General features: G+C 72.3%; 15 protein-coding genes and 6 pseudogenes. 8 read left to right on the top strand and 13 right to left on the bottom strand.

What is annotated here, in order from left to right; translation table 11 throughout:
• Positions 1–9: 9 nt before the first annotated feature.
• Both ACFYOV_RS28820 and ACFYOV_RS28815 read right to left on the bottom strand, forming a co-directional pair.
• The gene (locus ACFYOV_RS28820; RefSeq protein WP_389092511.1) at positions 10–1,071 is read right to left on the bottom strand and encodes a tyrosine-type recombinase/integrase; all 1,062 of its coding nucleotides are present in this window, start codon (positions 1,069–1,071) and stop codon (positions 10–12) included.
• A 107-nt stretch (positions 1,072–1,178) separates the two neighbouring features.
• Positions 1,179–1,688 carry a hypothetical protein gene (locus ACFYOV_RS28815; protein WP_389092509.1) on the bottom strand — a complete coding sequence of 170 codons (510 nt, stop codon included), beginning with the start codon at positions 1,686–1,688 and terminating at the stop codon, positions 1,179–1,181.
• A gap of 230 nt (positions 1,689–1,918) precedes the next feature.
• Here ACFYOV_RS28815 and ACFYOV_RS28810 point away from each other — a divergent pair, with 230 nt between their 5' ends.
• The 7 genes and pseudogenes from ACFYOV_RS28810 (at position 1,919) to ACFYOV_RS28780 (ending at position 8,515) form a co-directional block, all read left to right on the top strand.
• Positions 1,919–2,383 (top strand): site-specific integrase, encoded by a 465-nt coding sequence (locus ACFYOV_RS28810; protein ID WP_389092572.1) that lies wholly within the window; start codon positions 1,919–1,921, stop codon positions 2,381–2,383.
• Between the two features lie 146 nt (positions 2,384–2,529).
• A complete protein-coding gene (locus ACFYOV_RS28805; protein WP_389092507.1) occupies positions 2,530–4,638 on the top strand; it encodes a hypothetical protein in 2,109 nt (702 codons plus the stop codon).
• Between the two features lie 544 nt (positions 4,639–5,182).
• A complete protein-coding gene (locus tag ACFYOV_RS28800; protein ID WP_389092505.1) occupies positions 5,183–5,332 on the top strand; it encodes a hypothetical protein in 150 nt (49 codons plus the stop codon).
• 18 nt (positions 5,333–5,350) lie between these two features.
• Positions 5,351–5,692 (top strand): hypothetical protein, encoded by a 342-nt coding sequence (locus ACFYOV_RS28795; RefSeq protein WP_389092502.1) that lies wholly within the window; start codon positions 5,351–5,353, stop codon positions 5,690–5,692.
• A gap of 124 nt (positions 5,693–5,816) precedes the next feature.
• Positions 5,817–6,506 (top strand): hypothetical protein, encoded by a 690-nt coding sequence (locus ACFYOV_RS28790; protein ID WP_389092501.1) that lies wholly within the window; start codon positions 5,817–5,819, stop codon positions 6,504–6,506.
• 519 nt (positions 6,507–7,025) lie between these two features.
• Positions 7,026–7,866 (top strand): annotated as a pseudogene (locus ACFYOV_RS28785) (replication-relaxation family protein).
• 86 nt (positions 7,867–7,952) lie between these two features.
• A pseudogene (locus ACFYOV_RS28780) lies at positions 7,953–8,515 on the top strand (DinB family protein).
• Positions 8,516–8,660: 145 nt separating this feature from the next.
• On the opposite strand, the pseudogene ACFYOV_RS28775 reads toward ACFYOV_RS28780, so the two are convergent.
• Positions 8,661–10,103 (bottom strand): annotated as a pseudogene (locus ACFYOV_RS28775) (NF041680 family putative transposase).
• A gap of 265 nt (positions 10,104–10,368) precedes the next feature.
• Between ACFYOV_RS28775 and ACFYOV_RS28770 the strand changes: the two are divergent.
• Positions 10,369–10,758, top strand: coding sequence for a DUF6193 family natural product biosynthesis protein (locus ACFYOV_RS28770; protein WP_389092498.1), 390 nt, complete (start codon positions 10,369–10,371; stop codon positions 10,756–10,758).
• Positions 10,759–10,914: 156 nt separating this feature from the next.
• On the opposite strand, the pseudogene tpg reads toward ACFYOV_RS28770, so the two are convergent.
• The 10 genes and pseudogenes from tpg to ACFYOV_RS28720 all read right to left on the bottom strand — a co-directional run bounded on the left by tpg (position 10,915) and on the right by ACFYOV_RS28720 (position 26,064).
• Positions 10,915–11,464, bottom strand: a pseudogene (gene tpg / locus ACFYOV_RS28765) (telomere-protecting terminal protein Tpg).
• A 12-nt stretch (positions 11,465–11,476) separates the two neighbouring features.
• Positions 11,477–12,417 (bottom strand): annotated as a pseudogene (locus tag ACFYOV_RS28760) (transcriptional regulator); the annotation flags it as partial.
• Between the two features lie 42 nt (positions 12,418–12,459).
• Positions 12,460–13,236 (bottom strand): annotated as a pseudogene (locus tag ACFYOV_RS28755) (IS630 family transposase); the annotation flags it as partial.
• A gap of 161 nt (positions 13,237–13,397) precedes the next feature.
• Positions 13,398–14,543: a hypothetical protein gene (locus ACFYOV_RS28750; protein WP_389092496.1), complete on the bottom strand. Its 1,146-nt coding sequence runs from the start codon at positions 14,541–14,543 to the stop codon at positions 13,398–13,400.
• Positions 14,544–14,575: 32 nt separating this feature from the next.
• Positions 14,576–16,561 carry a hypothetical protein gene (locus tag ACFYOV_RS28745; protein ID WP_389092493.1) on the bottom strand — a complete coding sequence of 662 codons (1,986 nt, stop codon included), beginning with the start codon at positions 16,559–16,561 and terminating at the stop codon, positions 14,576–14,578.
• Entirely contained in the window at positions 16,558–18,018 is a 1,461-nt protein-coding gene (locus ACFYOV_RS28740; RefSeq protein ID WP_389092491.1) for a phage tail protein, read from the bottom strand. Before ACFYOV_RS28740 ends, ACFYOV_RS28745 begins: the two co-directional genes overlap by 4 nt.
• Positions 18,015–18,959: a hypothetical protein gene (locus tag ACFYOV_RS28735; protein ID WP_389092488.1), complete on the bottom strand. Its 945-nt coding sequence runs from the start codon at positions 18,957–18,959 to the stop codon at positions 18,015–18,017. Before ACFYOV_RS28735 ends, ACFYOV_RS28740 begins: the two co-directional genes overlap by 4 nt.
• Before the next feature lie 2 nt (positions 18,960–18,961).
• A complete protein-coding gene (locus ACFYOV_RS28730) occupies positions 18,962–19,714 on the bottom strand; it encodes a hypothetical protein (RefSeq protein WP_389092486.1) in 753 nt (250 codons plus the stop codon).
• Entirely contained in the window at positions 19,711–21,735 is a 2,025-nt protein-coding gene (locus ACFYOV_RS28725) for a baseplate J/gp47 family protein (protein WP_389092483.1), read from the bottom strand. The genes ACFYOV_RS28730 and ACFYOV_RS28725 overlap by 4 nt, the downstream gene beginning before the upstream one ends.
• A 6-nt stretch (positions 21,736–21,741) precedes the next feature.
• Positions 21,742–26,064 (bottom strand): baseplate J/gp47 family protein, encoded by a 4,323-nt coding sequence (locus tag ACFYOV_RS28720; protein ID WP_389092481.1) that lies wholly within the window; start codon positions 26,062–26,064, stop codon positions 21,742–21,744.
• Positions 26,065–26,079: the final 15 nt, after the last annotated feature.

The raw sequence follows: 26,079 nt of genomic DNA, 5'->3' as shown, positions 1-26,079 counted from the left end.
CCTTCCTCGTCAGACGCCGGCGAACGCCGGGGCCAGGGCCTTGCTCAAGGCAGTGTTCATGAAGTCGTCGCTGACGTGCGTGTAGATGGCCGTGGAGCTGTCGCACTCGTGACCGACTTGCTGCTGAATAAATCGCCTATCTACTCCGTCTTCGGTCAAATGAGTGACATATGAATGGCGGATTGAGTGCGGAACTAGATCTTTTGGGAGTTTTAGCGCGTCGCGGTATGCCTCGAACCGGTCGTTGATGGAGCCGGGCTGGAGGCGTCCGCCGCGTTCGGTGATCCAGAGAGCCGGGTGGTCGGGGAACCCGAAGCGGGGCCGGACGTTCTCGACGTAGTCCTCGACCGCCTCGACGGCCCAGTCCATCACCGACAGCACGTTCCGACGCCGTGGCGGCTGGCCTTTCTTCGCCTTGCCGTAACGGACGTTGAGCGTGCCGTACCGGCCGAACTGGCGGGCCTTCGGGTTCCGCCCGAAGTCGACCACGTCCAGCTTGGACGTCTCGGTCCGGCGAAGTCCCCAGCCGTAGATGACCTTGAAGAGGGTCGCGTCACGGTAGGCGGCGAGGGCTCCCTTGCGTTTGGACTTCACGGCACGTGCGACCTGGTCGTCGGCGTAGTCGAGGAATCGCTGCAGTTCTTCGCGGGTGAACGGCCTCGCTTCCGGATCGCCCTCGTAATCCTGCAGGTGAGGGAGGGTGTTCCATTCGTGAGCGATGGCCACCGGATAAGCACCGAAGGCTTCTTCGCATGCCGGGCCCCAGCCGTAGCGGGCGTCGATGAGGAGCTCGGTGAACAGTCGAACCGTGCCCTGGTAGCTGCGGATCGTGGAGGGCGCCAGGTGCTTCTCGCTCGTCAGCGAGGCCGACCACTCGTCCATGTGGGCCGGCGTCCACTGCCACGGGTACTCGTTCGCGAAATCGAGAAACCGACGGATCAGCCTTTCCCTCGGGTCGATCGTCTCGTCCTTCAGCCCCCGCGACTTTTGCTGAGCCCGCCAGCCCCGCAGCATCGCGTCGAACATCGCGTCCTCCGGACGCAGTTGGACCACCCCGGAGACAAGCTCCATGCGAGCCGACCCAGCGAGGGCCACCTTCTGCTGATGCACCACTCCAGACCATCCCTTCTGGAGGGCAGATCATGCATTAGACGGGACACTGTTGACAACATGCCTGGTCAGGACGTCAGGTCGTAGTAGTGTCGGAGTCCGCCGGGCTCTCTCCGTGAGCAGGCGACCTGCACCTTCACGCCCGTCTGATGCAATTCCCGAGGGTCGGCGTAGGACTCCGACATGGCGGTGGCCGCGTGGCCGTACTGCACCGCGAGCGCGATCCGGCCGCCGGGCTGGCGGTAGATGAACCAGGCGATGGTGCGGCGGAAGCGGCGCAGGGTGACGGCGCCGTCGGGATCGGGCGGGATCAGCTCGTGGGGCCGGTCGTGGGCGGCGGCGAGCTGGTTGGCCCAGGCGGTGAAGGCGCGGATGCGTTCCAGGGCGGTGTCGGAGGACAGGCCGGTGCGGGGCATGCAGGTGCCCTTGCCGTACCGGTAGAGCGTGCGGGTGAACAGCTGCTCGCCGTCTTCGAGTTCCTCGGCGACGGCGATGGCGCGGGCGACTGGTTCCAGCACGATCCACGGGTCCGCTCGTTCCTCTCCTTCGCCGATCGCGTTGCCGTCCTCGTCCAGCACTCCCTTAAAGTGCCGGCCCCAGGCCACCGCTGGCCATCGCCCGGATCAGCTGACCGCCGGGCCGTCGCAATCCGAATGAAGGGATGCGCGTGGCACTACCGAACGATGTGGAGCGCGATGTCGAGGCGATCCGGCTGCCACGGTGGGGCCGAGTGGTTGAGACGGGCGGCGTCGTGCCCTACGAGGTACAGGACGCCGACGGACAGCCGATCGAGCCTGTACGCCGGTAGCTGCGGGACTTCGTCGCCCAGGGCCGCCGTGTCGGAAGCGTACGGAGCTACGCCTACGACCTGCTGCGGTGGTGGCGGTGGCTTCTGGTCGTCGACGTTGCGTGGGACAAGGTGACGTCGGCAGTGGTACGGGCGTTCGTGCTATGGCTGCAACGCACCTCGAAACCGCGCCCTACCCCCAGGAGAAAGACGGCCGCCACCGCCGGCTCCATCAACCCGATCACGCGCAAGCAGCACCCGGGAGACCAGTACGCCGTCCGCACGATCCGTCACAGCAACGCGGTGATCCGCAGTTTTGACGAGTTCTGGATCGAGCGCGGGGCCGGACCGCTGGTCAATCCGGTGCCGCAGGAACGTCGCGGTGGACGGCGGCCGAGCGCGCACCACAACCCGCTGGAGCCGTTCCGGGCCGAAGGCCGACTGCGTGGGCCGGGCTGGCTGTCACCCGTCCTGCAGGACGGGTGATGAAGTCGTGGGGCTATCTGCCGGGACGAAACCAGCATGCGGAGGCTGAAACGCTCGTGGGTAGGGGGTGCTGCACGGCCGATTCGAGGACACGCACCGTAACTGTCTGCCACACTCCCCCATACGGTGACAAGAGGGGGGCATGAATGGTCATCGTTGGCTTACTAGTTGTCCTGTTCGTCGCTTTCGTCGCCCTTGCGTTCATCTTCCGTTCCCATGACCGGGACTCAGCGGCCACACTCGTCCAGGGGATCGGCGCTATCGTCGTTCCTGCCGCCAGCGCCGCGTTATTTCTGACGAACCGCAGGCCTCGGGCGGAACTCACCGAATCGGCTCTGTGCCGCTTTGCCGACGAGTTGGCTGAGCGGGTCAAGGTGCAGTGGAGTGCCGCGGCGAGCGAGCGGCGGCTTTTGCATCCGAGCCCCGTACCGGTGCGGTGGAAATGGTCGAATCTTCCTTTGTCAGGTCCGGCGGCCGACGCTGTGGGTATCGGGAACGGCTCACGGCGGTTCGAGACCCTCCCGGGGCTGGAACCGATCACCATCACGGATCTGGAGTCGGGTGCCGTTCGGGACCTCTTCCGCCTCTACGGCGCGTTGGACTCCGGCCGGCTGGTCATCGTCGGAGCAGGCGGGGCCGGCAAGAGCGGCGCCGCTATCAGGTTGCTGCTCGATGCACTCGCGCATCGTGAGGCGCTGGACCCCACCGCGCGCGCCAGAGTCCCCGTGCCAGTGCTGCTCACTTTGAGCGGTTGGGACCCGCTGAATCAGCGACTGCACGACTGGCTCGTCACACGGCTTGCCACGGACTACATGTTCAGGAAGTCCGAAGAACACGCGGGCGGCGTCGTCTCCCGACTCATCGGCACGGGCCGGAACGCCGTCTTCCTGGACGGCCTGGACGAGGTACCCGAGCCTGTACGCCCCACAGCTCTGCGGGCGCTGGACGAGCAGGCGAGCTTCCGCCTGGTCATGTTGAGCCGCGTGGACGAGCTGCTGACGGCCGTATCCGCAGCGGGACCCCTCTCCGGCTCCGCCGGGCTCCAACTGCTGCCAGTCAGCGCCGAGGATGCGGCGGAGTACCTGACGCGCTGCCAGACGCAGCCGCTCCCAGACGCCTGGCGCGCTTTGGTGCAGCACATCCGAAGGCACCCCTCAGGCGCAGTGGCTCAGGCACTGGACACACCCCTGATGCTCACGCTGTTGCGCGACACCTACCGCACTGACCAGCGCTTCGAACTGGAACGATTCGCGGACCGGGCGGCGGTGGAGGACCACCTTCTCGCCCGAGTCCTGCCCGCCGCTTATGACGACGACCGGCCGGGACAGCCGCACAGTCGCTACAGTCTCGCCCAGGCCGAGCGCTGGCTCGGCGCCATAGCGCATCGGATGAACAGCGAGGGAACCCGCGACCTCGCCTGGTGGCAGGTTCCCCAGTGGCGACCGGCATGGCCGAGAACGACAGCCAGTTGCCTATTCCTGGGAGTCCTCGCCGGAGCAGTGGGCTTCTGCTGGGCGGGACCGGCGGCCGGACTGGGAGCTGGTGCGACAGTGGGTCTCTCCGTGACGATGTCACTCACGTACGGACGCGCCGGGGACTCCCCTCAGTTACTGGGCCGTCTGCAATGGAGAGATTTTGTCGTCCGCGAGAACTTCCAGTTCGGGATTATCGGTGGGGGAGCTCTTGGACTGGCATTGGGCGTCGCCCTCCTCCTCACGCATGGCCGCCTCGTCATGCTTTTCGGCGGCCTGGTGTTCGGCCTCCTCGCCGGTGTGGTGGGTGGATTCGTCACGGGTCTCAGCAACCGCAGCGCCGACAGCCGAACTCCCATCGATCCTGTCTCGTGCTGGAGACAGGACCGTCAGTACACGCTGACCGCAGGAATCGCTGGAGGCCTCGTTGGCAGCGTCATCGGGGGATCTTGCCTCGGTCTGCTCGCCGAACTGACGCACCAGCGGATCTTCGGAATCATCGACGGATTCCTGTCCGGGATTGCGCTGGTCATGCTGGGGGGCCTCCTGCTCAGCCTGGCGCTGAGCCTGGTGGGATCAGTGACCTGGCGCACATTCCTTGCGAGCCTCCAACTGCGTCGGAGGAACGAAACCCCGGTCCGCCTGATCAGGTTTCTCTCCGATGCTCGCGAGCGTCACGTCTTGCGAACTGTAGGGCCCGTCTACCAGTTCCGCCACGCGAGGCTCCAGGACCGTGTGGAGGAGGCATTCAGGGCCCGCAACGCGCCCAGGACAGATGGTTGAATGCCTGCGCCAGGGCCATCGCGCTCGGCGGCCCGTCCTCCCGCACGATCAAAGGCATCCTCATCGCAGGCACCGAGACCGACCCCGACCCTGAGAGCAACGGCGATGCCGGGGCCGTAGCCTTCGTCCGCGGCAGCGTCTTGTCGTCGACGGTCAGCTCCCCATTCACCGTACGTTCGTGGGACTCACCAGGTGGATCGCCCCGGTCGAGCGTCGAGCAGAGTGGGGCCCGTCCCGCACGCGACAGAGGCGCACGAGGCCCCTCAGGGTAGCGGCGGCGCCGCAAATAGGGAGCGAGCCACCAGCTGGTCGTTGCATGTTAGTCCGGAAAAGGTGCTCGTGCTCGCTGTGCGTGTTCGCCTCCAAGCGGGGCCTGCTGCTGGCCATCGCCCGCCGGCCCCGGCTCGCCGCGCTGTATGCCGAGGTCGAATCCGCCCGCGGCGACACCTTCCCCCCGACTGGCGCATCACCGACCTGATCGAGGCCAGCCGCCGGCCCGGCGCCCCCCGACCCCGGCATCATCCTGCCGGACGACGGCCCCGACATGGACCTGCTGGAAAAGCAGATCCGCACCGCCCTGCGACAGCCGCCGCGCAAGGCCGTCTACCTGGCCGCCCGCCCGTCTTCCGGCCCGGCCTGCGGCGGCTGCGATGCAGGCCCCACCGCCCCCGACCTTCCCTCCCGGCCCATCTAGACAGGCATACTGACCATGATGACGACGAGCACCCAGCGCCTTTTGGAACTGTCCGCAGCCGCCCCGGCGGCCGACGGCGAGGACCTTTTGGACCACTTGCACGAAGGCAACGTCCTGTACCACCAGGGCCTGCAGGAGACGCACCAGGCGACCGCAGCCCACCTGCAGGGGCTGTCCACCGCCGACCTTGCGGCCGCAGCCGACGCGGCCAAAGTCCCCTACGACTCCTCCCGGGACCGCGCGGAGATGGTGCTGCTCCTCGCCCTGGACGAGTGGGACATGACGCCCGCAGCACTCGCCTACTCCGCCATGGTGGAAGACGCGGCGCGCCGGGGAGTCAGCCTCCTCCCCGAAGAATAGGCTCCGGTCTTCCTCGCGGCCTGAAAACGGGCATCGAGCTGGACACCCGATCCAGACAGGGGCCATTATGTGTGTTGCGGGCCGGGTAGGCTGGCTCCGCATCACACGATGGGGCTCCCACACCATGACCCGCTCCACACGGCGCGTCGTCGAGGCCGCGGACATTGCCGCGAAGTACGGGCTGACCCCTGCACGTATCAGCTCGCTGTACCTCGAGCGGGAGACCACCGGGTTCCCGGATGTGGTCGGCCACCGCGGCCGCGCCCGGCAGTGGGACGAGAAGGATGTGGACACCTGGTTCGCCCAGCGCAAACTGTCCCGCCTGCAGGAGCACAAGCCTCCGGCCCTTGACCCGGACCAGCTGCTCACCAGCACCGAGGCCTCGAAGTTCCTCGGCTACAAAAGCCCTCAGCAGGTCAACCACTACCTGCGAGATCACCCCGGCTACTTCCCAGAACCCGACGTCGTCGAAGAGCTTGGCACTCCCGAAAGGCCCTATCAGCGACGCAGGTGGCGGGTGCAGACCCTGCTGGACTGGCAGGCCACTCGTCCGGGCATGGGCAGACGCAAGGTGACCGGGCGGCCGACGCGGCCTTTGCCGGATGTCCCCGCCGATGGAGATCTGGACGAGTTGCTGGGCGCAACACAAGCCGCTGCCCTGCTCGGATTCAAGAGCATCAATTCCTTCAGCAGCAGCCTCGCCCAGGGCAACCTGCCCCTGCTGAAGACGGTGGATGCGGTCACGGAGAGCGGCGGGAGACGCCGGTGGACACGCCGGCGCGTCCTCGAACAGAAAGCCGCGCGAAACAGCTAGCCCTCCGGTGGTGGCCACATGCTCACCACCCCACAGACGTGGTATCCGGTTATGGGTTGTTGATCCCCTGCGGGCCGGATACCGCAACGATGGCCGGCATGGCGTAGCTCGCCACTACGCCCCGCAGCAGCAGATGCTGCTGCGGACCGGCCATCGTCCGTTTTCCAGGGTCTTGGAACTCACCCCGTCCGACGGGCAATGACCCGCGGCGTCGGCCGGCCACTGATCGGATCCTGCCGTCTGTGCAGCTCGAGGAGTCCGTGGTCGGGGGGACACGGGGCCGGCCACGCCGACGACCGGGATGTTTTCCATTCGTGACCATGGTCGGGCCTTCGTGGTCGGTGGTCTGGTCGGGGCTGTTGGGTTTCCTCGTCGGCAACTGATGCCGTCGGTCGAACGGCCCGCGCTCGGCTCCAGCCGCACGCGCGCCGAAAGGAAGTTCCCATGCCCCGCTCCGCTTCGAGGACACGCGTTTCGCTTCTGTCTCCCAGCCCGGTCGAGGCTTTGAGTGATCAGATCATGACGGCGCTCGCTCAGCACCGCATCGCCACCACCGGTCAGCTGCGCCGGATGCTGCGCCCAGGACGGCACGCGGCAGCTGATCTCCCGCGCTTTGAACAAGCTGCGCTGCGACGGTTTCGTCGACTACACGGTGCTGCCCGGCTCGGACCGCTCTGCCGCCCACGCCTGGTACCTCACGCCCGACGGTGCGCGCCTGACGAGGGACCTGCCGGTTCTGCGGGGGCGGCCGCCCTACCCGATAACCTCCACGACGGCGGCGTCGCTGAAGACAGCGCACACCCTGACCGTGGTACGCGCCCATCTGGCCTTCGCCGCCGATGCCCGCCGGCTCGGGCACGAGCACGGCCCCTGGGACTGGACGCCCGAGGTGTCGCACTCCATCGGCGAAGGGGAGCGGGTGGTGGCCGACGCCGTCCTGTACTACACGGTCATCGGGGGCGAGCAGCGGCGTAAGCTGCGCGCGTTCGTGGAGGTCGACCGCGCCACCATGAGCGGCGAGCGTCTGGCGGTGAAGCTGATCGAGTACGCGCGACTGTTTCAGTACGAGGCCCAGCCCGTCGGCCGGCGCCGCCGCGTCGCCGCGGAGCCCGGCTGGATGCGCTGGTATCCGGTCTTCCCCCGCGTGCTGTTCGTCCTCACCGGCGCCTCCCGCAGCCGGCTGGAGGGCAGGATCAGCGACCTGCAGGCGATGGCCGCCCAGCACCCGCTCGTCGCCGCACTCGCCCGCGAGGTGGCGCTGGGAGCCGCCGTGCTCGAGGACCTCGAACAGCGCGGCCCCGCCCAGGACGTGTGGACGCCCCTGACCGGCGGTACGCCCCGCCCCTGGATTGACCTGTGACGCTGCCGGTCGCCTCTGCCGGTGGATAGGCGTCCTGCGTCCACCGGGCCGGCACGCTCTGTTCGACGGGTCTGTAGTGTGCGGAAATGACAAGAAGCGAGCGGCTCGCGGAGCAGTTGGACTGGTACTGGCGCAAGAACCTGCGGCCACGGCTGGACGGTCTTACCGACGAGGAGTACTTCTGGGAGCCGGTGCGCGGCTGCTGGAGCATCCGCCCACGTGGCACGTCGGCCGCACCGATGTCGGCGGGTTCAGGGGAGTGGACGATGGACTTCGCGTCCCCTGCCCCGGTGCCGGCGCCGGTGACCACGATTGCCTGGCGGCTGGCGCACATCATCGTCTCGTGCCTGGCCTACGGGTCGAGTGGTACTTCGACGGCCAGGACTTCGACGCCGAGGCGTTCGCCTACGCGGGGACCGCTGACGAGGCGCTAAAACAGCTCGATGAGATGTACGGGAGATGGAACGCGGGGGTCCGCGAACTCTCGGACGCCGACCTAGACAATCCGCCCGCGATGGGTCCCGAGCCGTTTCCCATGGAAAACAGGGTGCTGCACGTCAACCGGGAGCTGATCCATCACGGCGCCGAAATTTCCCTGCTGCGCGACCTCTACCGCTGGCAGGACGGAGCCGGACCACACCGAATATGAGCCGGGTGCGGTGCCAAGCAGCAGTCGACCAGCCGCCCCCGCCACCCAGACCCCGCCGTTCGAACTCTGAGCTGGGCAAACGCCCAGACGCCGCGGTTGTCATGCCATGCCCAGCTCAGAAACAAACACTCAGCTTGTTCTTTATCTACCAAGATCTTCCAGGCTTGCCGATGGCCTTGAGGGTCTCGGGGCGTTTGACGGTCTTGCCGACGTCGTAGCGGGGTGCCCGGTGTTTGTTCTTGGCGCCGGGTGGCCGTCCGGGGCCTGCGCCTCTGGGTTTGGGAACACGGGTCGGGCAGACGAGGTGGGCGCGGATGTTCCTGAACCCCCGTCGGCCCCGGGCCGGGGTGAGCCGGTAGAGGTCGGCGGGTTTCTCCCCGGGCCGGCGGAGGTCTTCGGCGAGTGGCCGGACGAGCCGGAGCTGGGTGTGGGCGACGATCAGGAGCCAGGTCCAGCGGTCCGCAGCCTCGGGAGTACGGAGTTTCGGGGTGGTCCAGCCGAGGGTCTGTTTCGCGAAGCGGAAGGTGTGCTCCAGGTCGAAGCGGCGGAGAAATGCCTGCCAGAAACGGTCCACGTCGTCCGGGGTCGCACCGGTCTTCGAGGACCATAACCACACCGGCGGGGCGTCCCGGTCCTTCGACAGGTGCTCGACCTTCAGCCGAATCAACGTGCCCTCGACCAAGGGAAGTTGGCCGTCGTGGTCGAGCCATGAGGAGCGGTGGGTGAGCCGGGGGTGGCCCCGGTCCCACGCCTGGGTTTCGGCCTTGCCGTAGTTGATGGTGTCCGTGACCGTGGTGATCGCGGGCTCGGGCCAGGTCTCCGGCTTGGCGAAGTGGAACTCCGGGCCGTGCTTGGGTGGCCGGCCGTTCGTCCCCGGCTTGCGGGCCGGCTTCGGCGACCGCATGACCCGGTCGGACTGCACCCTGCCGACCAGTTCGACGGGCAGGTCACGCAGGACCCAGGCCAGGCGGGTGACGTCGTAGCCGGCGTCGCTCACGATCACGATATGCGGGTCCCCGGTCTGCCACTGGCCCGCGGTGACGAGCCGCTCCACGACGCCCCGCAGTTGGGCGGCGGTGATGGCGGTCGCGTCGTCCGCAGGGCCGAGCCGGACCGCGTCCAGGATCGCGGTCTAGGACGTGGCGCCATGCTCCAGCACAGCCACGAAGGAGTAGGGCCAGCCCGGGATGAACTGTGACGCCGTCTTCGCGCGGCCGTAGACGTGACAGAACAGCCGCTCAGCCGAGCACGGCGCGTCCGAGCGGAGCCACGGCGAGACATCGACGGCAAGGACCAGGCGCCCGCCGTCGAACCGCGGCAGCGACAGCCCGGCCAGCACGGTCCGCAGCCGGCCGATGTCGATCCGGCCGTGGTTCAGACCGCCGTACATCGCTCCATGCCCACGACGATGCTCGGGCAGCAGCGTCAGATCCACCGGGGACTTCACTGCCCTCTCCGCACACAGCACCGCGTCGGTGAGTTCGAACAACTCGTCGCGCCGAGCGGTCAGACACTCGTAGAACTCGCCCCGGAAGCGTGACGCTTCCGCGAACGCTTCCCTCCGGACAGCCTCAGGCAGCAGACTCACCCTCACGGCCTTCGTCTTGGTCACGTGCACCTTGGTCGGAGCACAGGATCAGACGAAGGCCGCCCCCACGTCCGGTGAATCCCCAGGTGAGCGACCCAGTTCGAGACACCGTTCGAGACCGGAAGAAAAAGAACAAGCTCAGGCCTTGCGAGAGACGCTGGTTGGAACCAAGTGGTTACGCTTCTCGGAACCAGTGGCGAATTGCCATCGTTGCTGGAACCGAATCCGAACGTCCGGCTCACACAGGGCAGGGATGATGGCCGCTATGGGCACGACCCCACCGAGCCAGGCCCTGGTCGAAGCGGGTTGGCAGACGGTCGAAGCCGCCTACGCCGAACCCCGCCTACGCCAAGTGTTCCCCTGGACTGGAATGGGAGAGCTGCACCTCAGCCGCTGCACGGAGTGGCCGTGGGCATGGGACATTCCCTATATCCAGCCCGCAGCAGAAGGCGAGTACTGGGTCTCCGGCCCCCTCCGCAGCGAGTCCGTGGGTCCGGCCGCGACGGCACAGCAAGCCGTCACGATGGTCGTCGACCGGCTCCCGCCCAACTGCGGACCTGCCCTTGTCGGAACCCGAGAAAAACTCGCCGCCCACGACGCCGCGATCCTGCCCGCACAACCCGAGACCCCAGGTCCTGACCGCACGATGAGCTGATCGTGGTTCCAACCGTCGTGGCCCAGTTCCAACTATCGCGTCCCGTCTCACCCGAGCCGTCGACGCCGCCCACTCAACTCGCCAACTCGCACGCTCACTCGCCAACTGAAGCGCTCAGTCACAGTCGGTCCGGGGCGCACGGGGTGTGCGGGGCGGCTACAGCTCGAACTCCAGGTGTTCGATGTCGGTGAAGCGAACTTCGTCCAGGCTTCCGGCGCGGCGGCCGCCGTGTTGGAAGTACACCTCGCGCAGCGCATCGGCGGCGATTTGCTGGAGCTGCTGGTCGCTGGCGCCGGCCTGCTGGGCGTCGAAGAGGCGGGCGGCGTGCTGTGGGGGCAGGGCGACGGTCAGGTGGCGGATGTGGGAATCGTCCGTCGACCCGATGGGTGCGGTGTAGCCGAGGCGGGCGCGGGTGTCGATGACGATGCCGCCGGTGGTCGCTGCCCTCTGCCGGGCCCGGGCGCGGATCTGCGGCTGCCAGCGCTTCTTCACCTCGCGCTCCAGGCGGGAAGGTCGGGGCGGGGCTTTTTGATCTGGTCCTTCACGTACCGCTCGTGCGCTGGGAGATCCGCAGCATCTGGGCGACCACGCGGGTTCCCTTGAGCTGCTTGACCAGGTAGCGCATCTGCGCGCCGGCCGACTTCGGCGCCGGACGGGTGAAGGATTTCTGCACCGCGGCTTCCAGGCCGTCCTCGAACAGGCTCATCGTCGCCTTCTCCTATTCTCCGTTGTCGACGTCGGTGACGGTGCCGTCCTTGATGTACCGGGCGAGGTTGAGCTCCGGGGCGTTGAACCGCTCGCGGACCTCCTCGCCCCACAGGACGCTCTGGGTGCCCTCGTGCTTGACCAGGCCGGGGTTGATGCCGAGCTTGAAGCCGCCGGGCAGCGGCTTGCCGCTGGAGTAGGGCAGGAAGTCCAGCGGGCTGGTGCCGTCAGCCGCGTAGACGACGCAGTCGGACAGGATCGCCACCGGGTACTGCCCGGTGAACGCCGCGTGCTTGACGATCTTCCGGTGGAGGTTGATCCGGGTGCGGGAGATGACCGCCGCCCGGATGTCCGGCCGCCACGTCGGCCGGGACAGCGCCCGCCACGGCTGCCCGGGCCGCCAGCCCTCCCGCGCGGGCGCTCACGCAGCTTGCCCAGGCCACCCTTGACCGTGGCCTTGATCGAAGCAGCGACGATCGCCAGCTCGGGGTCGCGGCTCTTGTAGCCGTCCATCGCCGCCAGGAAATCGGCCGGCGTCATGTCCGCGTGCACGCCGAGGTCGACCATCGTGGCCAGGTAGGCGTCCCGCAGCCGCTGGTACCAGCCGTCCAGGTAACGGCCGTTGTCGTACCGAACGTACGCCTCGAGCGGGCGCACCTCGTAGCCCAGCTACTGGGCGTAGGCGACGGTGGGCGTGGCGTACCAGGCCGGGCCTTCCGGGCGCTCGCCCTTCTGGGTGAACGGGCTGGGCAACAGGTCGCCGTCCAGCTCAACCCACTCCTTGCCGACCTTCACTCTCGACAGGTCGATGTGGGAGAGGTCCACCAGCCAGGAGCCGGGCAGCTTCGGGTCGAAGACCGGGGTGGTGACGTGGGTGGGTGCGCCGAGGCCGACGATCAGGCCGTTGGCTCCGGCAGCGAAGGCCATGTTCACGTCGATGCCGACCAGGTGCCGCCACTTGTGCACCACCGGCGCCTTGTGGGCGGAGAGGTTGTCGCAGATCACGTGGACTGCCAGGCCGGGCTCAGTCTGGCAGTCGATCTCGTCGAGGAAGTCGCGGAAGTCCACGGCCCGGTGCTGCGCGGACAGCTTCGTGATTACTTTGCCGGTCGCTGTGTTCAGCGCGGCGAACAGGTCGACGGTGCCGTGGCGGACGTAGTCGAAGCTGCGCCGCTCAGGCACTCCGGGCAGCATCGGCAGCACCGGCGCGGTCCGTTCGAGTGCCTGGATCTGCGGCTTCTCGTCCACCGCGAACACCGCAGCGTTGGCCGGCGGGGCGAGGTAGAGGCCGACGACATCGCGGATCCTGTCGATCAGAAGCGGGTCCGGGGAGATCTTGAAGGTCTCGGTCCGCCATGGCTGCAGGCCGAAGGCGTGCCAGATCCGCAACACACTCGCCGGGGAGATCCCCACGACCCTGGCCAGCTCCCGCTTGGACCAGTGCGTCGCCCCCTGCGGGGTCTCCTCCAGCGTGCGCACCACCACCTCCTCCACCTGGGCGTCGGTGATGGTGCGCGGCACCCCCGGGCGCGGCTCGTCGCTGAGCCCGTCCAGCCTGCTGCGCAGGAATCTCGCACGCCACTTGGTCACCGTGCCCCGGTTGATGCCCATCCGCGCAGCCACCGCGGTGTTACTGCCGCCGTCCGCGCAGGCCAGCACAATCCGTGCCCGTAACGCCAGGCCCTGCGCGGTCGTCCGGCGCCGGGCCCATCCCTGCAACGTCCGCCGCTCGGCATCGGATAACACCAGCGGCGCAAGCCTGCTGTCGCCCATCCCCACAGCAGACCGCAAACCACCAGCCCCGTCAGCGCCCAAGCCACGATCCGAAACGGAACACGACTCAAGTGGCGACGGGAGAACTCAAAACCGGGTCACTAGGAGCGCGGCGGCGCGGTTGGCAGCGCCGGGCACCGCGAGGTCGGTGCCCGAGCTCGTCAGGTGAGCAGGCGTGTCACCAGGCGGGCGAGTTGGTGGAGGTGGGCGGCCGCCGCCGGGTCGGCGCCCAGGTTCTCGGCCGCGGTGGTCAGGGCCGTGAGGTCGGTGGCGGCCAGGTCGGCCACGTTCCGGTCGCCGACCAGGTCGCGCAGCGGGCGGGTGCGGGTCGCGCCGCGCAGGGTGTGGGCCGGGGCGGCGAGAAGGTCGGAGGGTGCGGCGTGTGCGGCGCGGTCGGCGGCCTGGGCGGTGAAGGCGGACTTCAGCACGTCTCGTTCGACGTCGGTCAGGTTCCGGCCGTACGGGCCGACGGTGTCGCTGCCGCCGCCTGTGTCGTCGCAGGTGAAGGCGGTGCGGCCGAACGCGTAGAGAAACCGCCGGTGTGCCAGCGGGTCGACGGTGACGGTGCCGAGCGTGTCGACGCGCAGGTCGGCGAGCACGATCCACGGCGAGCAGCAATCCGGGCAGGGCCGGGTGCCGGTGGCGCGGATGCGGTGGGAGCAGTCGACGGCCTCGCGGCGGTCGAGTTCGCGGTCCCCCGTGCCGGAGTCCTCGTAGCAGGCGGGGAGTTCGTCGAGGATCGCCGTCAGAAAGCCCTCGTGCACCCGGCTGTACTCGCAGGGCTCGTCGTCGCAGCCGCATCCGCAGCCGCCCGCGCGGACCGGGCGGGTGTGGCGTTCGGCGTAGCGGATGGCGAAATAGTAGGTGCGCTCCGGGTCGCGGCGCCGGCGTACGGGGGCGCGCCACGGGTCGACCGGCGTGGCGCAGACGTCGTCGGCGGATGGAGCGGGCTCGCGGATGTCGATCCGGACGGGGTGCGGCACGGTCACCTCGTCGCCGCATGCCGACAGGGCGTATCCGGCACCGATCGTCACGGACCAGGGGACGGTGTCCTCGCCGCCGGGGGCGGTGGTGGGGTGGACGGTGAGTCCGCACGAGACGCCCCAGCCGTGCAGCATCCGGTTGTGGCGGCGGCCGCGGGCGATGACCCACTGCTGCAGGCTCTCCAGGTCCGCGGGGCCGACGAGTTGGCCGGTGAACCAGCGCGGGCGTTCCGAGGCGGTGCACGCCGGGGTGTCCGTGGCGTCCCCGCACCCGCAGTGACCGCCGCAGTCGCCGGTCTGTCCGCAACCGCCCAGGGTCAGCATGGTCGTCGTCCCCTCGTGAGGTGTCCGGCCGGTCATGCGCGGCCGACCCGGTAGGCCCAGTGGGCGAGGCCGCCGGGGATGCCGTTCTGCAGCGCCCCGGCCACGGTCGTACGCGCCCCCAGGCCGGGCAGCGGGGCGGGCAGCGCGTCGTCCTTCCATACGGTGATCAGTGTCTGCGAGTCGAGCGCGGTGCCCCGTACGTAGGCGTCGAGCAGGTCGTGGGGCTCGTCACGGCCCCGGGGCGAGCCCGTCATCAGCGGTGGCGTGGACCGTAGCTGGACGAGCACCTCCAGGTCCGTGGCGTCCGGCCGCCGTCCGCAGGTCCCGTCGACGGGGAAGACGTAGCGCACCGTGCCGTTGCCCGTCGCCCCCTCGCGGCCGCTGCCCATCGGGAGGCGGGAGACCGTGTGGATGAGTTCGCCGTCCCGTCCGGTCTGCCAGGCCCGCAGCCATCCGGCAGGGTCGGCGACGGCTTCGGGAGCCAGCGGCCGGGAGACGACGATCTCGATCCGGGGCGAGCGCAGGTAGCTCTTCAGCAGGTCGAGCCGTTCCGCGGTACTCTGGTCGAGTACCGCGCCGCCCGGGGGCCAGATCGCCAGCAGGCGCGGGACCGGCCGGACGCGGGTGGGGGTCCTCAGGACGAGGTGCAGTTCGCCGCCGGGGGTGCCGTCTCCCGTGGGCAGCCAGGGCGGCGGGCCGAGCACGGCGTCGTCGGCGAGGCCGGCCAGCGACGGGTCGGGCCGCGCACCCGGTCGCAGCGACCACAGCCGGTCCCGCGCGTCCACGCTCAGGCCGGTCGCGGCGAGTTCGGCGTCGAGGGCCAGGTGCTCGTCAGATTCGGCACGGACCGGGCCGCCGGACGCTGACCTGGCCATGACGACGAAGACGGTGTCCTCCCCCACGGCCTCCCGGTCCACCTCGACGGACCATGCGGCGGCGTCACCGCCGCCGGGCGGGCTGACGTGGGTGAGGGCACCGCCGGCCCGCTGCACGGGCAGTCGCCGTGCGCCGCCGCCGTCGAGCGCCCAGACGCCGAGCCACGGTTCCGGGTCGTCGAGGCCCTGCTCGGCCATGTCGGCGTCGAAGCCCAGCTCCAGCCGGGCCTCGTCGAGGAACGCCTCACGGGCCTGGCCGGCGGCGTCCGGCCAGGGCCACAGGGCGACCACCCGCGGCGGGCCGGGACGGCAGCACTCCTCCACCCGCTCGGCCAAGCACCGGATCAGGTCCAGCAGTTCCCGGTTGGAGCGCAGGACGGTACGTCCGTCGGTGTCCAGCGACCGGTGCCCGTCGCCGAACCACACCCTGGCGAGCTCGACGCACTCCTCGTCGGGGTCGCAGGCGCGGTCGCGGGTTCCAGGGTCCTCGCACCACCGGGCGGGTTCGGCCTGCGCCGTTGGGTGGTGGGTGGGGTAGTGGGCCGTGTGGTGGCGGGTCACGTGGAGGGCGTAGGCCTCCCGGACCATGGACGGCACGCACACCAGATCGCTGCCGCAGTCCGTGGGCGGCACGGCCACCACGTCGGCGCCGCACTCGAGATGGCAGAGGGAGACGACGACGGAGCCGTGACGGACCGTCTCGCCGGTCGGGCGGCCCCGGCAGTCGGTCGGCCGCGTCGGGTCGATCTCGACGTCCTCGGGGACGACGACGAGCCGGCCCCTGGCGTCGGCGGCGACCCCGGCGGTGATCACCACCGTGCCGGTGTCGGTGAGGTACGGCTCCAACCCGCACAGCACGCCGCTGCCGAGGCCGAGCCGAGTGGTCAGTTCGCGGGCCCGGCGGTGGTAGTCCTGCTCGGCGCGCCAGTGCCGGACCTCCATCAGCTTGCGGGGGAAGAACCTGTTGCGGGTGAGGGGGGCGGGCGTGCCGCGGCAGCCTCGGTCGCGACCGCCACAGCCACAGCCGCCGTCGCGGTCGCGGTTGAGGTCGTGGTTGAGGTCGGAGCCGGGGTCGGCGTCGGCGGGGGCGTCGGGAAGCGGGGGTGTGCCCGGTGTGCGGTGGGGGGTCTTCGGCGCGGTCATCGCGGGTTTCCTTTCGCGGCGGCGGAGGACTCGGGCGGGTCGGCCGTGGCGGGCGGGGGCTCTGTGGCGGCCGTCGCGGGCGGGGAGGCAGGCGGGCCGGCCGTCGCAGCCGAGGACGCGGGCAGGCCGCCCGACGCAGTCGGGGACACAGGCATGCCAGGAAGGCGGGCGGTGCCGATCCGTCGGCCGGGGCCGTCCACGCGCGCGTCGTACGACACGTCGTCGGCGAGGCCGGGCACGGGGGCGTCCGGCAGGTGGTCGCGGCCGACGACGGACGGGACGGCGGTCCGGGGCCGGGTGGCGCGGGTGCGGGCGAGGACATGTGCCGGGCGCTCGCGCCGTACGACGGCGTCGACGGCCCGCACCTGCTCGGGGGTGCCGTCGGGCACGTGGACGCAGACGCGGTGTGCCCGGTGCGCGTGGAGCGGGCGCCCGGTGTCCTCGGGCGGGACGAGGGCCGAGCCGTCGAGCAGGGCCGTGCGGTCGAGCACCGGGGGGCCGGGGTCGGCGGCCACCAGCGCGGTCGTCAGGCCCAGGGCGCTGGTGGCCGCCGCGGCGGGGTCGAGTCGCCAGACGACGGCGTCCTGGAGTGGTTCGACCACCTCGACCGGTACGCCGGTCTCGCGGCGGATCGCGTCGAGCAGGCCGCGGGCGGTGCCGCGCCATGCGTGGCGTTCGACGGCGGTGGCGACGGTCTCCCGCCGGTGTGCCGGTGTGGCGGGCAGCCGTGCCGGGTCGAGGGCGACCCAGGCGGCCAGGCGTTCCAGCCAGGGTGTGTCGGGCCGGTCGGCGGTCACGGCCGGGTTGAGCAGGGCGGGCAGTTCGTCCAGGAGGGAGGAGGTCTCGCGCAGCCGCGAGCCGAGCAGCCCGGTGTAGCGGCCGAGCAGTCCGTCGCCGTCGTCCATGTCCTGCGTTTCGGGATCCAGTCGCCGGTACACGCCGGGAAGCCGGGTGACGAGGCCCAGGTCGTCGGTCTCGACGCGGAGGTCGGCCACCCGGGGTGTGCCGGTGCCGTCCCCGCCCAGTTCGAGGGCGAGCCACAGGGCCGCCGCGGGGGCGCACAGGACGCGGACGTCAGTCGCCCCGGTAGGAGCAACGCGCCAGCGGTCGGCGGGGGTGGGAACGGGTGAGCGGTCGCCGTCGGCGGCGGAGGCGTCGTGGCGCGGGGGCGGCGGCGGTGGTGTGGTGGTGGACGTGGTGCGGGTCCACAGCCGCAGCCAGCACCCGGCGGGCAGGGGTGCGCTCAGTCGTACCAGGGCCCGCCGCCAGCGGTCCGCGCCGGTGGTGTCCCGTTGCGCGGGGTCGGGCAGCCCGGCCGGGACGAACGCGATGCCGTGGCGGGCGCGGGCGGCCGTGCCGGTGGCGGGCGCGAGCACCAGGTCCCCGGCGTCGGCGGCGGTCCCGAGATGGGTGGCGGCGGCCCAGTCGCCGCCGGCCAGCCAGCGTGCGGCGCTCATGTCTGCAGTCCGATCCACTCGACGTGCCACCGCAGGACCGACGACACCAGATCCTCAAAGCCGGTGGCGGTGATGGCCTCGGGCGGGTTGACCGCGAGCGGGACCCGCGGGCCGCCGGCGATGCCCGGTACGAGCGGCACGACGAGCCGGAAGCGGCCCGTCTCCGGCGCCTCGACGAAGGGGGTGCCGTCGATCAGCGCGTCCACACCGGTCGGTGAGGAGGCGGCGGGCAGCAGCCGCTCCCCCGCGACCCGCGCGAGGTACACCGGTACGTCGCCGAAGCCGGCCTCGGCGGTGTCGACGTCCGTCGAGACCGCCCACGGCTCGCCCCTCGGGGCGGCCCGGACCCGCCAGACTGTCCACCCCGGCCGGGTGCGCCCAGCCGAACCGTAGGGGGTGGGCGGGGGGTTGAGGGTGCGGCGGGCGGCGGGGTCCGGGGCGGTGGTGAGGCGGCAGCCGAGCAGCTGGATCTCGGCGAGGACGAGTTCGTGGCCGCTCCTGACGGCGGCCGGGTCGCGCCAGGCGACGGTGGGCAGGTCCGAGCGGCGCACGGCGCCCTGGGCGCCGCAGGGTCCGGGGCGGTGCAGGACGGTGGCCTCGTCGTCCTCGGTCCAGCGCAGCACGAGGGCGTACGGCACCGGCCCGCCGCCGGGTCCGGCGGCGACCGGCGGCACCGGGACGGTGAGGGTCTCGGGGACGACGAGTTCCCGGCCTGTGATGTCGAGGGCGTACCCGGCCAGGAGGTCCACGGTGGTGTCCCCGGGTGCGCCGGTGACGGTGAGGCCCTGGGCGATGCCCCAGCCGTGGAGGACCTGGTGGTGCAGGCGGCGCAGTCCGCTGTCGGCTTCCTGCTGGGCGGTGAGTTCGTCGGCGGTGAGCAGTTGGCCGGGAATGAACGCGGGCCGGTCGGTGCCCGGCAGGGGGGCCGTCGGGGTCGTCATGGTCACTCCTGCGGGTGGGCGGGTCGTGGTCGTGCGGCGGGCAGCAGGGCCAGCCAGGAGAGGGGGGCCGGGGCCGCGTGGACGGTGGCGGGGTCGGCCGGCGCGGCGGTGCCGGGCGGGTCGTAGTGGCGGACGGTGAGGGTGAATCCGGTCGGGGAGGTGTCGTGGACCTCGACGGTGGCCAGGCCCGGTGCCGGGCCGGCGAAGCCCGCGGTGACGGCCGGGGTGGCGGCCAGGCGGTCGGCGGCGAGATCGACCCGGGCCGACCAGGCCGCCGCAGTTCCCTCGACGGGCGAGCCGCGCGGTACGAGGCCGCCGAGGCGTCGCGCGGGCCCGGGCCGGCGCGTCCAGCGCCGTACGCCGTCGCCGTCGTACTGGGTGCCGTCGGCGGTGAGCAGCGCCAGCGGCACGTCCAGGTCCCGTACGTCGGCGGGGCGGCGCAGCCGTACGTCGGCGGCGGGCCCGAACGCGCGCAGCGCCAGCACGACGACCCTCTCCTCGCCGGGGGGCACTGGACGGGTCACCTGGTGGTCGAGGACGCCGATGCGACCGCAGCGGTCCACAGCGCAGCCGGGGCCGACGGTGACTTCGCCGCGCCCGGCCCGTACCTCGAGGCCCGCCGCGCAGCCCCAGGTGCGGTGGGCGGCGAGGTGGTGCTGGGCGAGTCGCCGCCGCGGCAGCCGGGGCGCGTCGCGGAGGTCCTGGGCCGGCAGCCAGGCGCCGGCCACGTACTCCAGCCGCGGTTCACGGTTCACGCATGCCTCCCCCGGGTCGTGGACGCGCCGGTGGTGAGGGTGAGCGTCCCCGCCAGGACGAGCTGGAACGGGCAGAGGGTCAGGTCGCGGCAATCCCCGGTGCCGCCCTCGCGGGCCAGGGTGAGGTCCTCGACGTGGTCCACGCCCGGTACGTCGTCCAGGAGCTGGAGCAGTTCGGTGCGGCGCACGGCGCGGCCGAACGGCCAGCCCCGGCCGGACGGCCCGCCGGTGACGGGGTGGAGGAAGCGCCGGAGGGCGGCGGAGGCGGTGCGGACGACGTCGGGCGGGGCCGCGCCGGGCAGGGCGACCAGGCGCGCGGTCACGGTGACGGTGACGTACCGCGGTCCGGTGACGAAGATCCGGGTGCCGAGGGTGCGGGCGGCCTCCAGGTGGGCTCCGACCCGTGCGAGCAGGCCCTGGCTGGGTTCGGGTCGTTCGGGCGGCAGGTGGGGTACGACGACGACGGTGACGCAGCCGTCGGCGACCAGCCCGGGCAGCCGGGGGTCGGTCTCCGGCAGAACGCGGGCGCGGCGCAGCGCGGTGCCCGGTGTGGCGAGGGCGAGGCGTTCCAGATCCGCCGCGGTGACGGCTCGTTCGGGTACGCCGAGCCCGCGCACGATCTCCAGGGGGAGGTCGTCGAGGGTGGTGGCGCCGGCCCGGCGCAGGGTGTCGGTGAGCCGGTCGTGGACCCACATCCGGCGTTCCGCCCGGGCGGCTGTCTCGTCGGTGCCTTCGGCGGGCGAGCCGGGTGCGAGGCCGGTCAGCAGTTCGGCGCCGAGTCCGGCGGGCGCCCGGTCGTCGTCGGGCGGGACGCCGACGGTCAGCGGCGGGCGCAGGTCCCCCGTGCCGGCGGGTGTGGTCCAGGTGCCCGCGGCGGTGACGTGGGCGCCGGCCGGGAGGAGGCGGCCGGTGCGGCCGTCACCGAAGCGGAGGGTGACCGCGTCGTCGGCCAGGTGGGCGGCCGGTTCGCCGGGTGCCGCCGTGGCCTGGTCGGGGACCAGGCGGACCGGGTGCCGGGTGCCGTCGGAGTCGACGTACGCCACGGTGGGCGGGGGCCCGCAGGCGGGGCCGGGCAGGGTGAACTCCTCGTCGGGGACGCCGGTGCCGGTGCCCAGAACGGTGTCGAAGGGCTGGGCCGCGACCGCCGCCCCGGCGTCCGCGTGGAGGCCGGTCAGGACGGGTGCCGTGTCGTGTCGGCCGGCCGTCAGACGGCAGCGGAGCCAGGAGCGGTCGTGGCCGGTGAGCTGCGTGCCGGGCGGGGCCGTGCGGGGTGCCGCCACCGGCAGGGTGAGCCGGATGCGGCCGGTGCGGGTGAGGGCGGCGGTGTCGTCGTGGGGGTGCTCGCGGGCGGGTGTCCAGGCGGCGCCGTCCCAGACCTCCCACTCGGTGCGCGCCGAGTGGTGCGGCCCCGGCGGGGCGGGGGTCTCCGGTGCGTGCGGGCCGGGTTCGGTGACGGCCCACAGGTCGAGCACGGTGCCCTCGGGCAACGCGGCGGCGTCCGGTGGTGCGAGCCCGATGAGGAACGCGCAGCCGGGGGCCGGGGCGGGGCCGAAGGGGGCCACCGGCAGTCCGGCCGCCGCCTGATCGGTGAGGTCCACGGTGCCGTCGGGACCGGTGGAGGCCAGTGCCGTGACGGTCGCGCCGACGACGGCGACGTCGTCGGGGAGCGTGAGCGGTACGGTCGCGTCGTCGCGTCGTCCGATCAGGACGAGGCCTGCCGGAACCCGGAGGGGGCCGCCGTCCGGGCCGGGGGTGAACCCCAGCAGGCAGGTGGCGGGCCGGGCCGGTGCCGGGGTGTGGCCGGTCAGGGCGAGCAGCAGGCGCCGTTCGCGGTCGGTGACGGTGTCGGCGCGGTAGCCGTCGGCCTCGACCAGCCAGGCCAGCAGCTCCAGCAGGGCGATGCCGGGGTCACTGGGGTTCTGGTCGGTCCAGCCGGGGGCGACCAGCGGCAGCTGGGCCCGTCCCGAGCGGACCAGGTCGGCCCAGCGGAGGGTGTCGATCGGCGGCAGAGACAGCGGCATGGCGGATCAGCTCCTCGCTTCCAGCCGGACGACCACCGGTCCCGCGCACACGATGTCGTCGGGCCGCAGCACGAGCGTGCCGACCGGCACCTCGTCACGGGTCAGGACCAGGTCCGTGACGGCGTCCACGCCTGGCAGCGACTCCAGCAGGCGGGCCACGTCGGAGACGTGGACGCCTCGCCCGAAGTCCCAGCCCGTGCCGTCGGGTCCGCCGCGCAGCGGATGCAGGAACTCCTCGACGGCCGCGACGGCGGCCTCCCGGGTGGGCCCGGCGTCGTCGGGGCGCAGCGGGATCACCGCCGCCTGTACGCCCACCGGCGTGTAGTGGGGGCCCTCGACGGTGATGCGTGCGGCGGCTGCCGCCGGGGAGGCGGCTATGACGGCGGTGTGCACGGCGGCGAGGAGCGCCGGGCCCGGCCGGGGGGCGGGCGTGCCGTCCCGGGGGACGACGAGCACGCGGACCGCGCCGGGTGCCGGGCGGCCCCACCGGTCGGCCGCGCCCACCGCGCGGGCGCGGACCACGGCGGGGCTCGCGGCGAGCGCGACCGCCTCGACGTCCGCCTCGGTGAGCGCCAGGCGGCGGTGGCGCAGCAGTCCCGGACCGCGCCGCAGCACGGCGGCAGGCGGTTCGACGTCGGCACCGCCGGTCGCCGGGTCCGGGTTGGCGGCCTCGCTCACGCCTGCCGCGCTGAGCAGTTGGGTGATGGTTCCGGCGGGGACGTTGCCGAGGGCGCCCTCGCAGGTGCGGTACGAGCGCAGCTGTACATTGTCGCGGCCTTCGGGCAGGGCGCGGCCGTGTCCGGCGCCGCCGAACAGGAAGCGTCCCAGGGCGTGGTCGACGACGAAGACGCGGTCGCGGGGCCCGGCCGAGCCGAGCGAGGCGACGGCGGTCCACGGCACCCAGACCTCGGTGAGGCGGCCGGTGCGGGCGTCGCGCACCGTACGGGTCCGCGCCGGGTCGGCGCCGTCGGCGGCCAGCGAGCGGGCCAGGACGTCGGCGTCCAGGTCGGCGTATTCGCCAGCGAGTTCGCGGACCTCGAGTTCGACGTCGTCGGTGACGGGCGAGCGCCGTGAGGTGAGCACCTGGCGGGGCGAGCCGTCGCCGGACCCCAAGAGTTCGTCCCGCAGCAGTTCGGTCTGGGCGACCTCGACGGCGTGGGCGGCGAGTCCGGTGAGGGCGAGGCGCGGCGGGGGGAGGGTGCGGTCGAAGACGGCCCGGATCCAGGTGCGGGGCCGTCCGAACCGGGCGGGGGGCGCGGGCCGCAGCCGCCCGCCCGTGTAGGGGCGGGACAGCGGCTCGCGGGTGGTGACGGTCTGGTCCGCGACCGCTGCCACGACGAGGGGTTCCTGTCCCTGGGTGTCGGCCAGGACGAGTCGGTCCCCGGGCGAGAAGCGGGGGGCGCCGCCCCGGCCGAGGAGGGTGACGGTCCGTCCGAGGGCACCGGTGACGGTGGCGCCCCCGGTGCCCGGGGTGCCGGGCCAGACGAGACCGACGACGCCGGTCCGGCGCAGCCCGTCGGTGCCGTCGTCGGTGGCGAGGCGGACCCAGTCGGTGCCGTCGTGGCCCTCCCAGACCGGGCGGTGCGGGGTGGACCGGGGGGAAGGGGCGGCGGGGCGCAGCCAGATGCCGACGCGGTCGGCGGGGAGTTCGCCGTCGAGGCCGAGGTAGAGCGTGGGGCCGGTCTCGGGCATCGGCCGGAACGGCGCCGCGCCGGCGGCGGGCCAGGTGACGTCGGCGGTGAGGTCGCGCCATGTGTGGTCGTCGTGGACGACTACGGCGCCGGGGTCGGACGGCGCCGACCGGTGGGTGTAGAAGACCTGGATCCGATCGAGTTGCGGGGCCCTGGGCTCGACGACGGGCAGGAAGTTGAGGACGCCGGACTTGTCGGTCCAGCTGACCAGCCGCAGGTGGGAGAAGCTGCCGGCCGCGAGTCTGGCGCGCAGCCAGCGCCGTTCGTCGCCGTCGACGTCGACGGCCGCGATGTCGTCGGGCACGGTGAAGCCCACCGAGCCGGGGGCGCGCAGGGCGAGCACCTCGGGGTCCCCCTCGGCGCCCAGGGACCGCCAGCGCCGCCCGTCGTGGTACTCCCAGGCGACCTCGGGGGGTGTCAGCTGGGGGCTGGCGGTGCCGATGACCTTCTTCAGCAGGACGTCGGGGCTCATCTGGTCGAGCGTCGTCGCGACGGCGGTCATGGCGCCGGCGGCGGAGTCCACGGCGTGTGCGGCCGTCGAGAGACGGGCGGCCACTGCGGCGGCGAAGGCGGCCGGGTCGCTCGCGAGGAAGGGGGGCAGCGTACCGGCGGGCAGGAACGGGTCGGCGGCGGTGAGGACGGCGGCCAGCGCGGCGGCGAGCGGGGGCTCGGCGGCTTGTACGTCGGCGTCGGCGCCGCTCGCCACGGCCGTGGTCAGTGCGGCGAGGGGCCCGGTGAGGCCGCCGGTGTCCGCGGCGAGCTGCTGGGTGGCGCCGGCGAGGTCGAGGAGCACGCGGGCGGCGGCGCGGGGCGTGGGCTCGAGGGTCCCGTGGGCATCCCGCGCACCCGGCTTTGCGTCGGCGGCCCGGATCGCGGCGTCGAGCTGGGTGCGGGCCTCGCCGGTCTGGCCGAACACGCTGTGGGTGCCCGAGGATGCGGTGCGCAGCCGGAGCAGTGCCTCCCGCACCCGGCCGCGGACCTCGGCGTACCAGGCGGCGGGATCGGAGGCGACCAACGGCGGCAGGGGCGCGCCGAGCGGTCCGGCGGTGGAGGTGAGCGCGGTGAGCGGGCCCGTGGCGGCGCGGAGCCGGGAGACGAGCGCGTCGATCTGCTTCTTCGCCTCCTGGACCGTGCCTTCCTGCTGTCCGCTCAGTCCGTCGGCCTCCTCGGCCGCGGTCACCGGCCGTTCCAGGACGAGCGTGACGCGGGTGCCGGGGCGGCGGGTCGCCGGGGCGCAGGCGAACAGAAACGCGGTGCCCCGCGCGGGTGACGGGCCGAGCGGCGCGAACGTCCTGGTCAGGTCGGCGCTCTGGCGGTCGGCGATCGCCTTGTCGAGCTCCAGGCCCGCGCGGACCGTGACGTCGAGGCGCGTTCCGGGGTCCGCGGCGAACGCCTCGGTCAGCTCCTCGCTGCTGTCGAACGCCACGCGCCGTGGGGCGTCCGCCGGGACGGGCGCCGTCGGATCCGAGGTGCGGGCGGGGTCCGGGCTGACGCCGACGCGGACGGTGTGCCCGGCGGCGGGCAGCGGCACGGTCCCGTCGGCGGGCACGGGCTCCGAGGCTAGGGTGCCGTCGGTGGCGTCGGCGAGGTGCAGCTGGAGCTTGGCCGGCGCCGGGGGGTCGGTCCACCGGACCGTGACGGAGGCGGTGTCGCCGAGCGTCTCCGACCGGTGGGTGCGCAGCCGACGGTGTTCGTTGACGGCGCGCAGCCGCACCCGGGACAGCACGGGCGGCGGGGCTCCGGGCGGGACGGCGAGGGGGGCGGTGAGCCGGCCGCGGATCCAGTACGTGGTGCGGCCGTCGAGGTCCAGCGGCTGGGCGGCCGCGCAGGGGGCGACCAGCCGTACCGTCCCGGAGCGGGTCAGTCCGGCCGTGCCGTCGAGGGAGTCGTCCTCACCGGCCCGGAGGGTGGAGGGCACGAACGCGGTGAACGGGCGCCAGCTCGCGCCGTCCCACCACGACCACGCCAGCGGCAGGGGCGCGGCCGCCGGGGTGTCGACGCCGATCTCCACCTCGACGACGGCGCGGCCGTCGAAGGCGAACAGTGCGTCGTGGCCGATGTGCAGGTCGCGGCGGACCGGGACCGGTGCGCCGAAGAGGGTGAAGGGGCGGTGCGCCAGGACGTCGGCCGAGTGGTCGTCCTCGGCGTCCGCGCCGGGTTCGACGCTGTGCACCTCGGCGAGGGTGGCCGGGGAGATGGCGACGTCGTGCTGGGTCTCGAAGACGACGGGAGCGTCCCGCCCGGCCACCGGCGCGCCGAACCGTGTGCCGGCGGGGATCCGCGCGCCGCGCGTGCCGGGGATCGCGGTGAGCAGGATGTGCCCGCGGGCGCCCTGGGCGGGCAGCGGCGAGACGCCGAGCAGGTCGAGCAGGACGGACAGCCGGTGGTCGGGCACCTGGGCGAGCCGCTGCCCGAGCTGTTCGAGGTGTCCGGCCAGGATGTCGGCGAGCCCGTGGCCCGCCCCGCCGGGTTCGGGCAGCCAGTCCGGCGCCCAAGCGCCCCGCACGGCGAGCAACTGGCCGAGGAGGGCGTCCCGGTCACGGCGCAGCAGCGCATCCGCTGCGGGTGGCAGCGGCTCGGCTTCCGGGGGCCGCCGTGGCGGCGGCGGTGCGGGGTTCGTCGGCGGTACGGGGTTCATGCGGTGCCCTCCGCC

This window comes from Streptomyces sp. NPDC005931, assembly GCF_042871235.1.
In the GTDB taxonomy this organism is placed as follows: Bacteria; Actinomycetota; Actinomycetes; order Streptomycetales; family Streptomycetaceae; genus Streptomyces.
This window is presented reverse-complemented; position numbering and strand designations above follow the sequence as displayed.

What these genes read in the sequence shown, in the direction of transcription:
- ACFYOV_RS28805 (WP_389092507.1), top strand. Translation starts at nt 2,530, where the DNA reads ATGGTCATCGTTGGCTTACTAGTTGTCCTGTTCGTCGCTTTCGTCGCC.
- ACFYOV_RS28725 (WP_389092483.1), bottom strand. Translation starts at nt 21,735, where the DNA reads ATGCCGCTGTCTCTGCCGCCGATCGACACCCTCCGCTGGGCCGACCTG.
- ACFYOV_RS28770 (WP_389092498.1), top strand. Translation starts at nt 10,369, where the DNA reads ATGGGCACGACCCCACCGAGCCAGGCCCTGGTCGAAGCGGGTTGGCAG.
- ACFYOV_RS28740 (WP_389092491.1), bottom strand. Translation starts at nt 18,018, where the DNA reads ATGAGCGCCGCACGCTGGCTGGCCGGCGGCGACTGGGCCGCCGCCACC.
- ACFYOV_RS28800 (WP_389092505.1), top strand. Translation starts at nt 5,183, where the DNA reads ATGGACCTGCTGGAAAAGCAGATCCGCACCGCCCTGCGACAGCCGCCG.
- ACFYOV_RS28735 (WP_389092488.1), bottom strand. Translation starts at nt 18,959, where the DNA reads ATGACGACCCCGACGGCCCCCCTGCCGGGCACCGACCGGCCCGCGTTC.
- ACFYOV_RS28750 (WP_389092496.1), bottom strand. Translation starts at nt 14,543, where the DNA reads ATGCTGACCCTGGGCGGTTGCGGACAGACCGGCGACTGCGGCGGTCAC.
- ACFYOV_RS28720 (WP_389092481.1), bottom strand. Translation starts at nt 26,064, where the DNA reads ATGAACCCCGTACCGCCGACGAACCCCGCACCGCCGCCGCCACGGCGG.
- ACFYOV_RS28795 (WP_389092502.1), top strand. Translation starts at nt 5,351, where the DNA reads ATGACGACGAGCACCCAGCGCCTTTTGGAACTGTCCGCAGCCGCCCCG.
- ACFYOV_RS28820 (WP_389092511.1), bottom strand. Translation starts at nt 1,071, where the DNA reads ATGGAGCTTGTCTCCGGGGTGGTCCAACTGCGTCCGGAGGACGCGATG.
- ACFYOV_RS28790 (WP_389092501.1), top strand. Translation starts at nt 5,817, where the DNA reads ATGACCCGCTCCACACGGCGCGTCGTCGAGGCCGCGGACATTGCCGCG.
- ACFYOV_RS28745 (WP_389092493.1), bottom strand. Translation starts at nt 16,561, where the DNA reads ATGACCGCGCCGAAGACCCCCCACCGCACACCGGGCACACCCCCGCTT.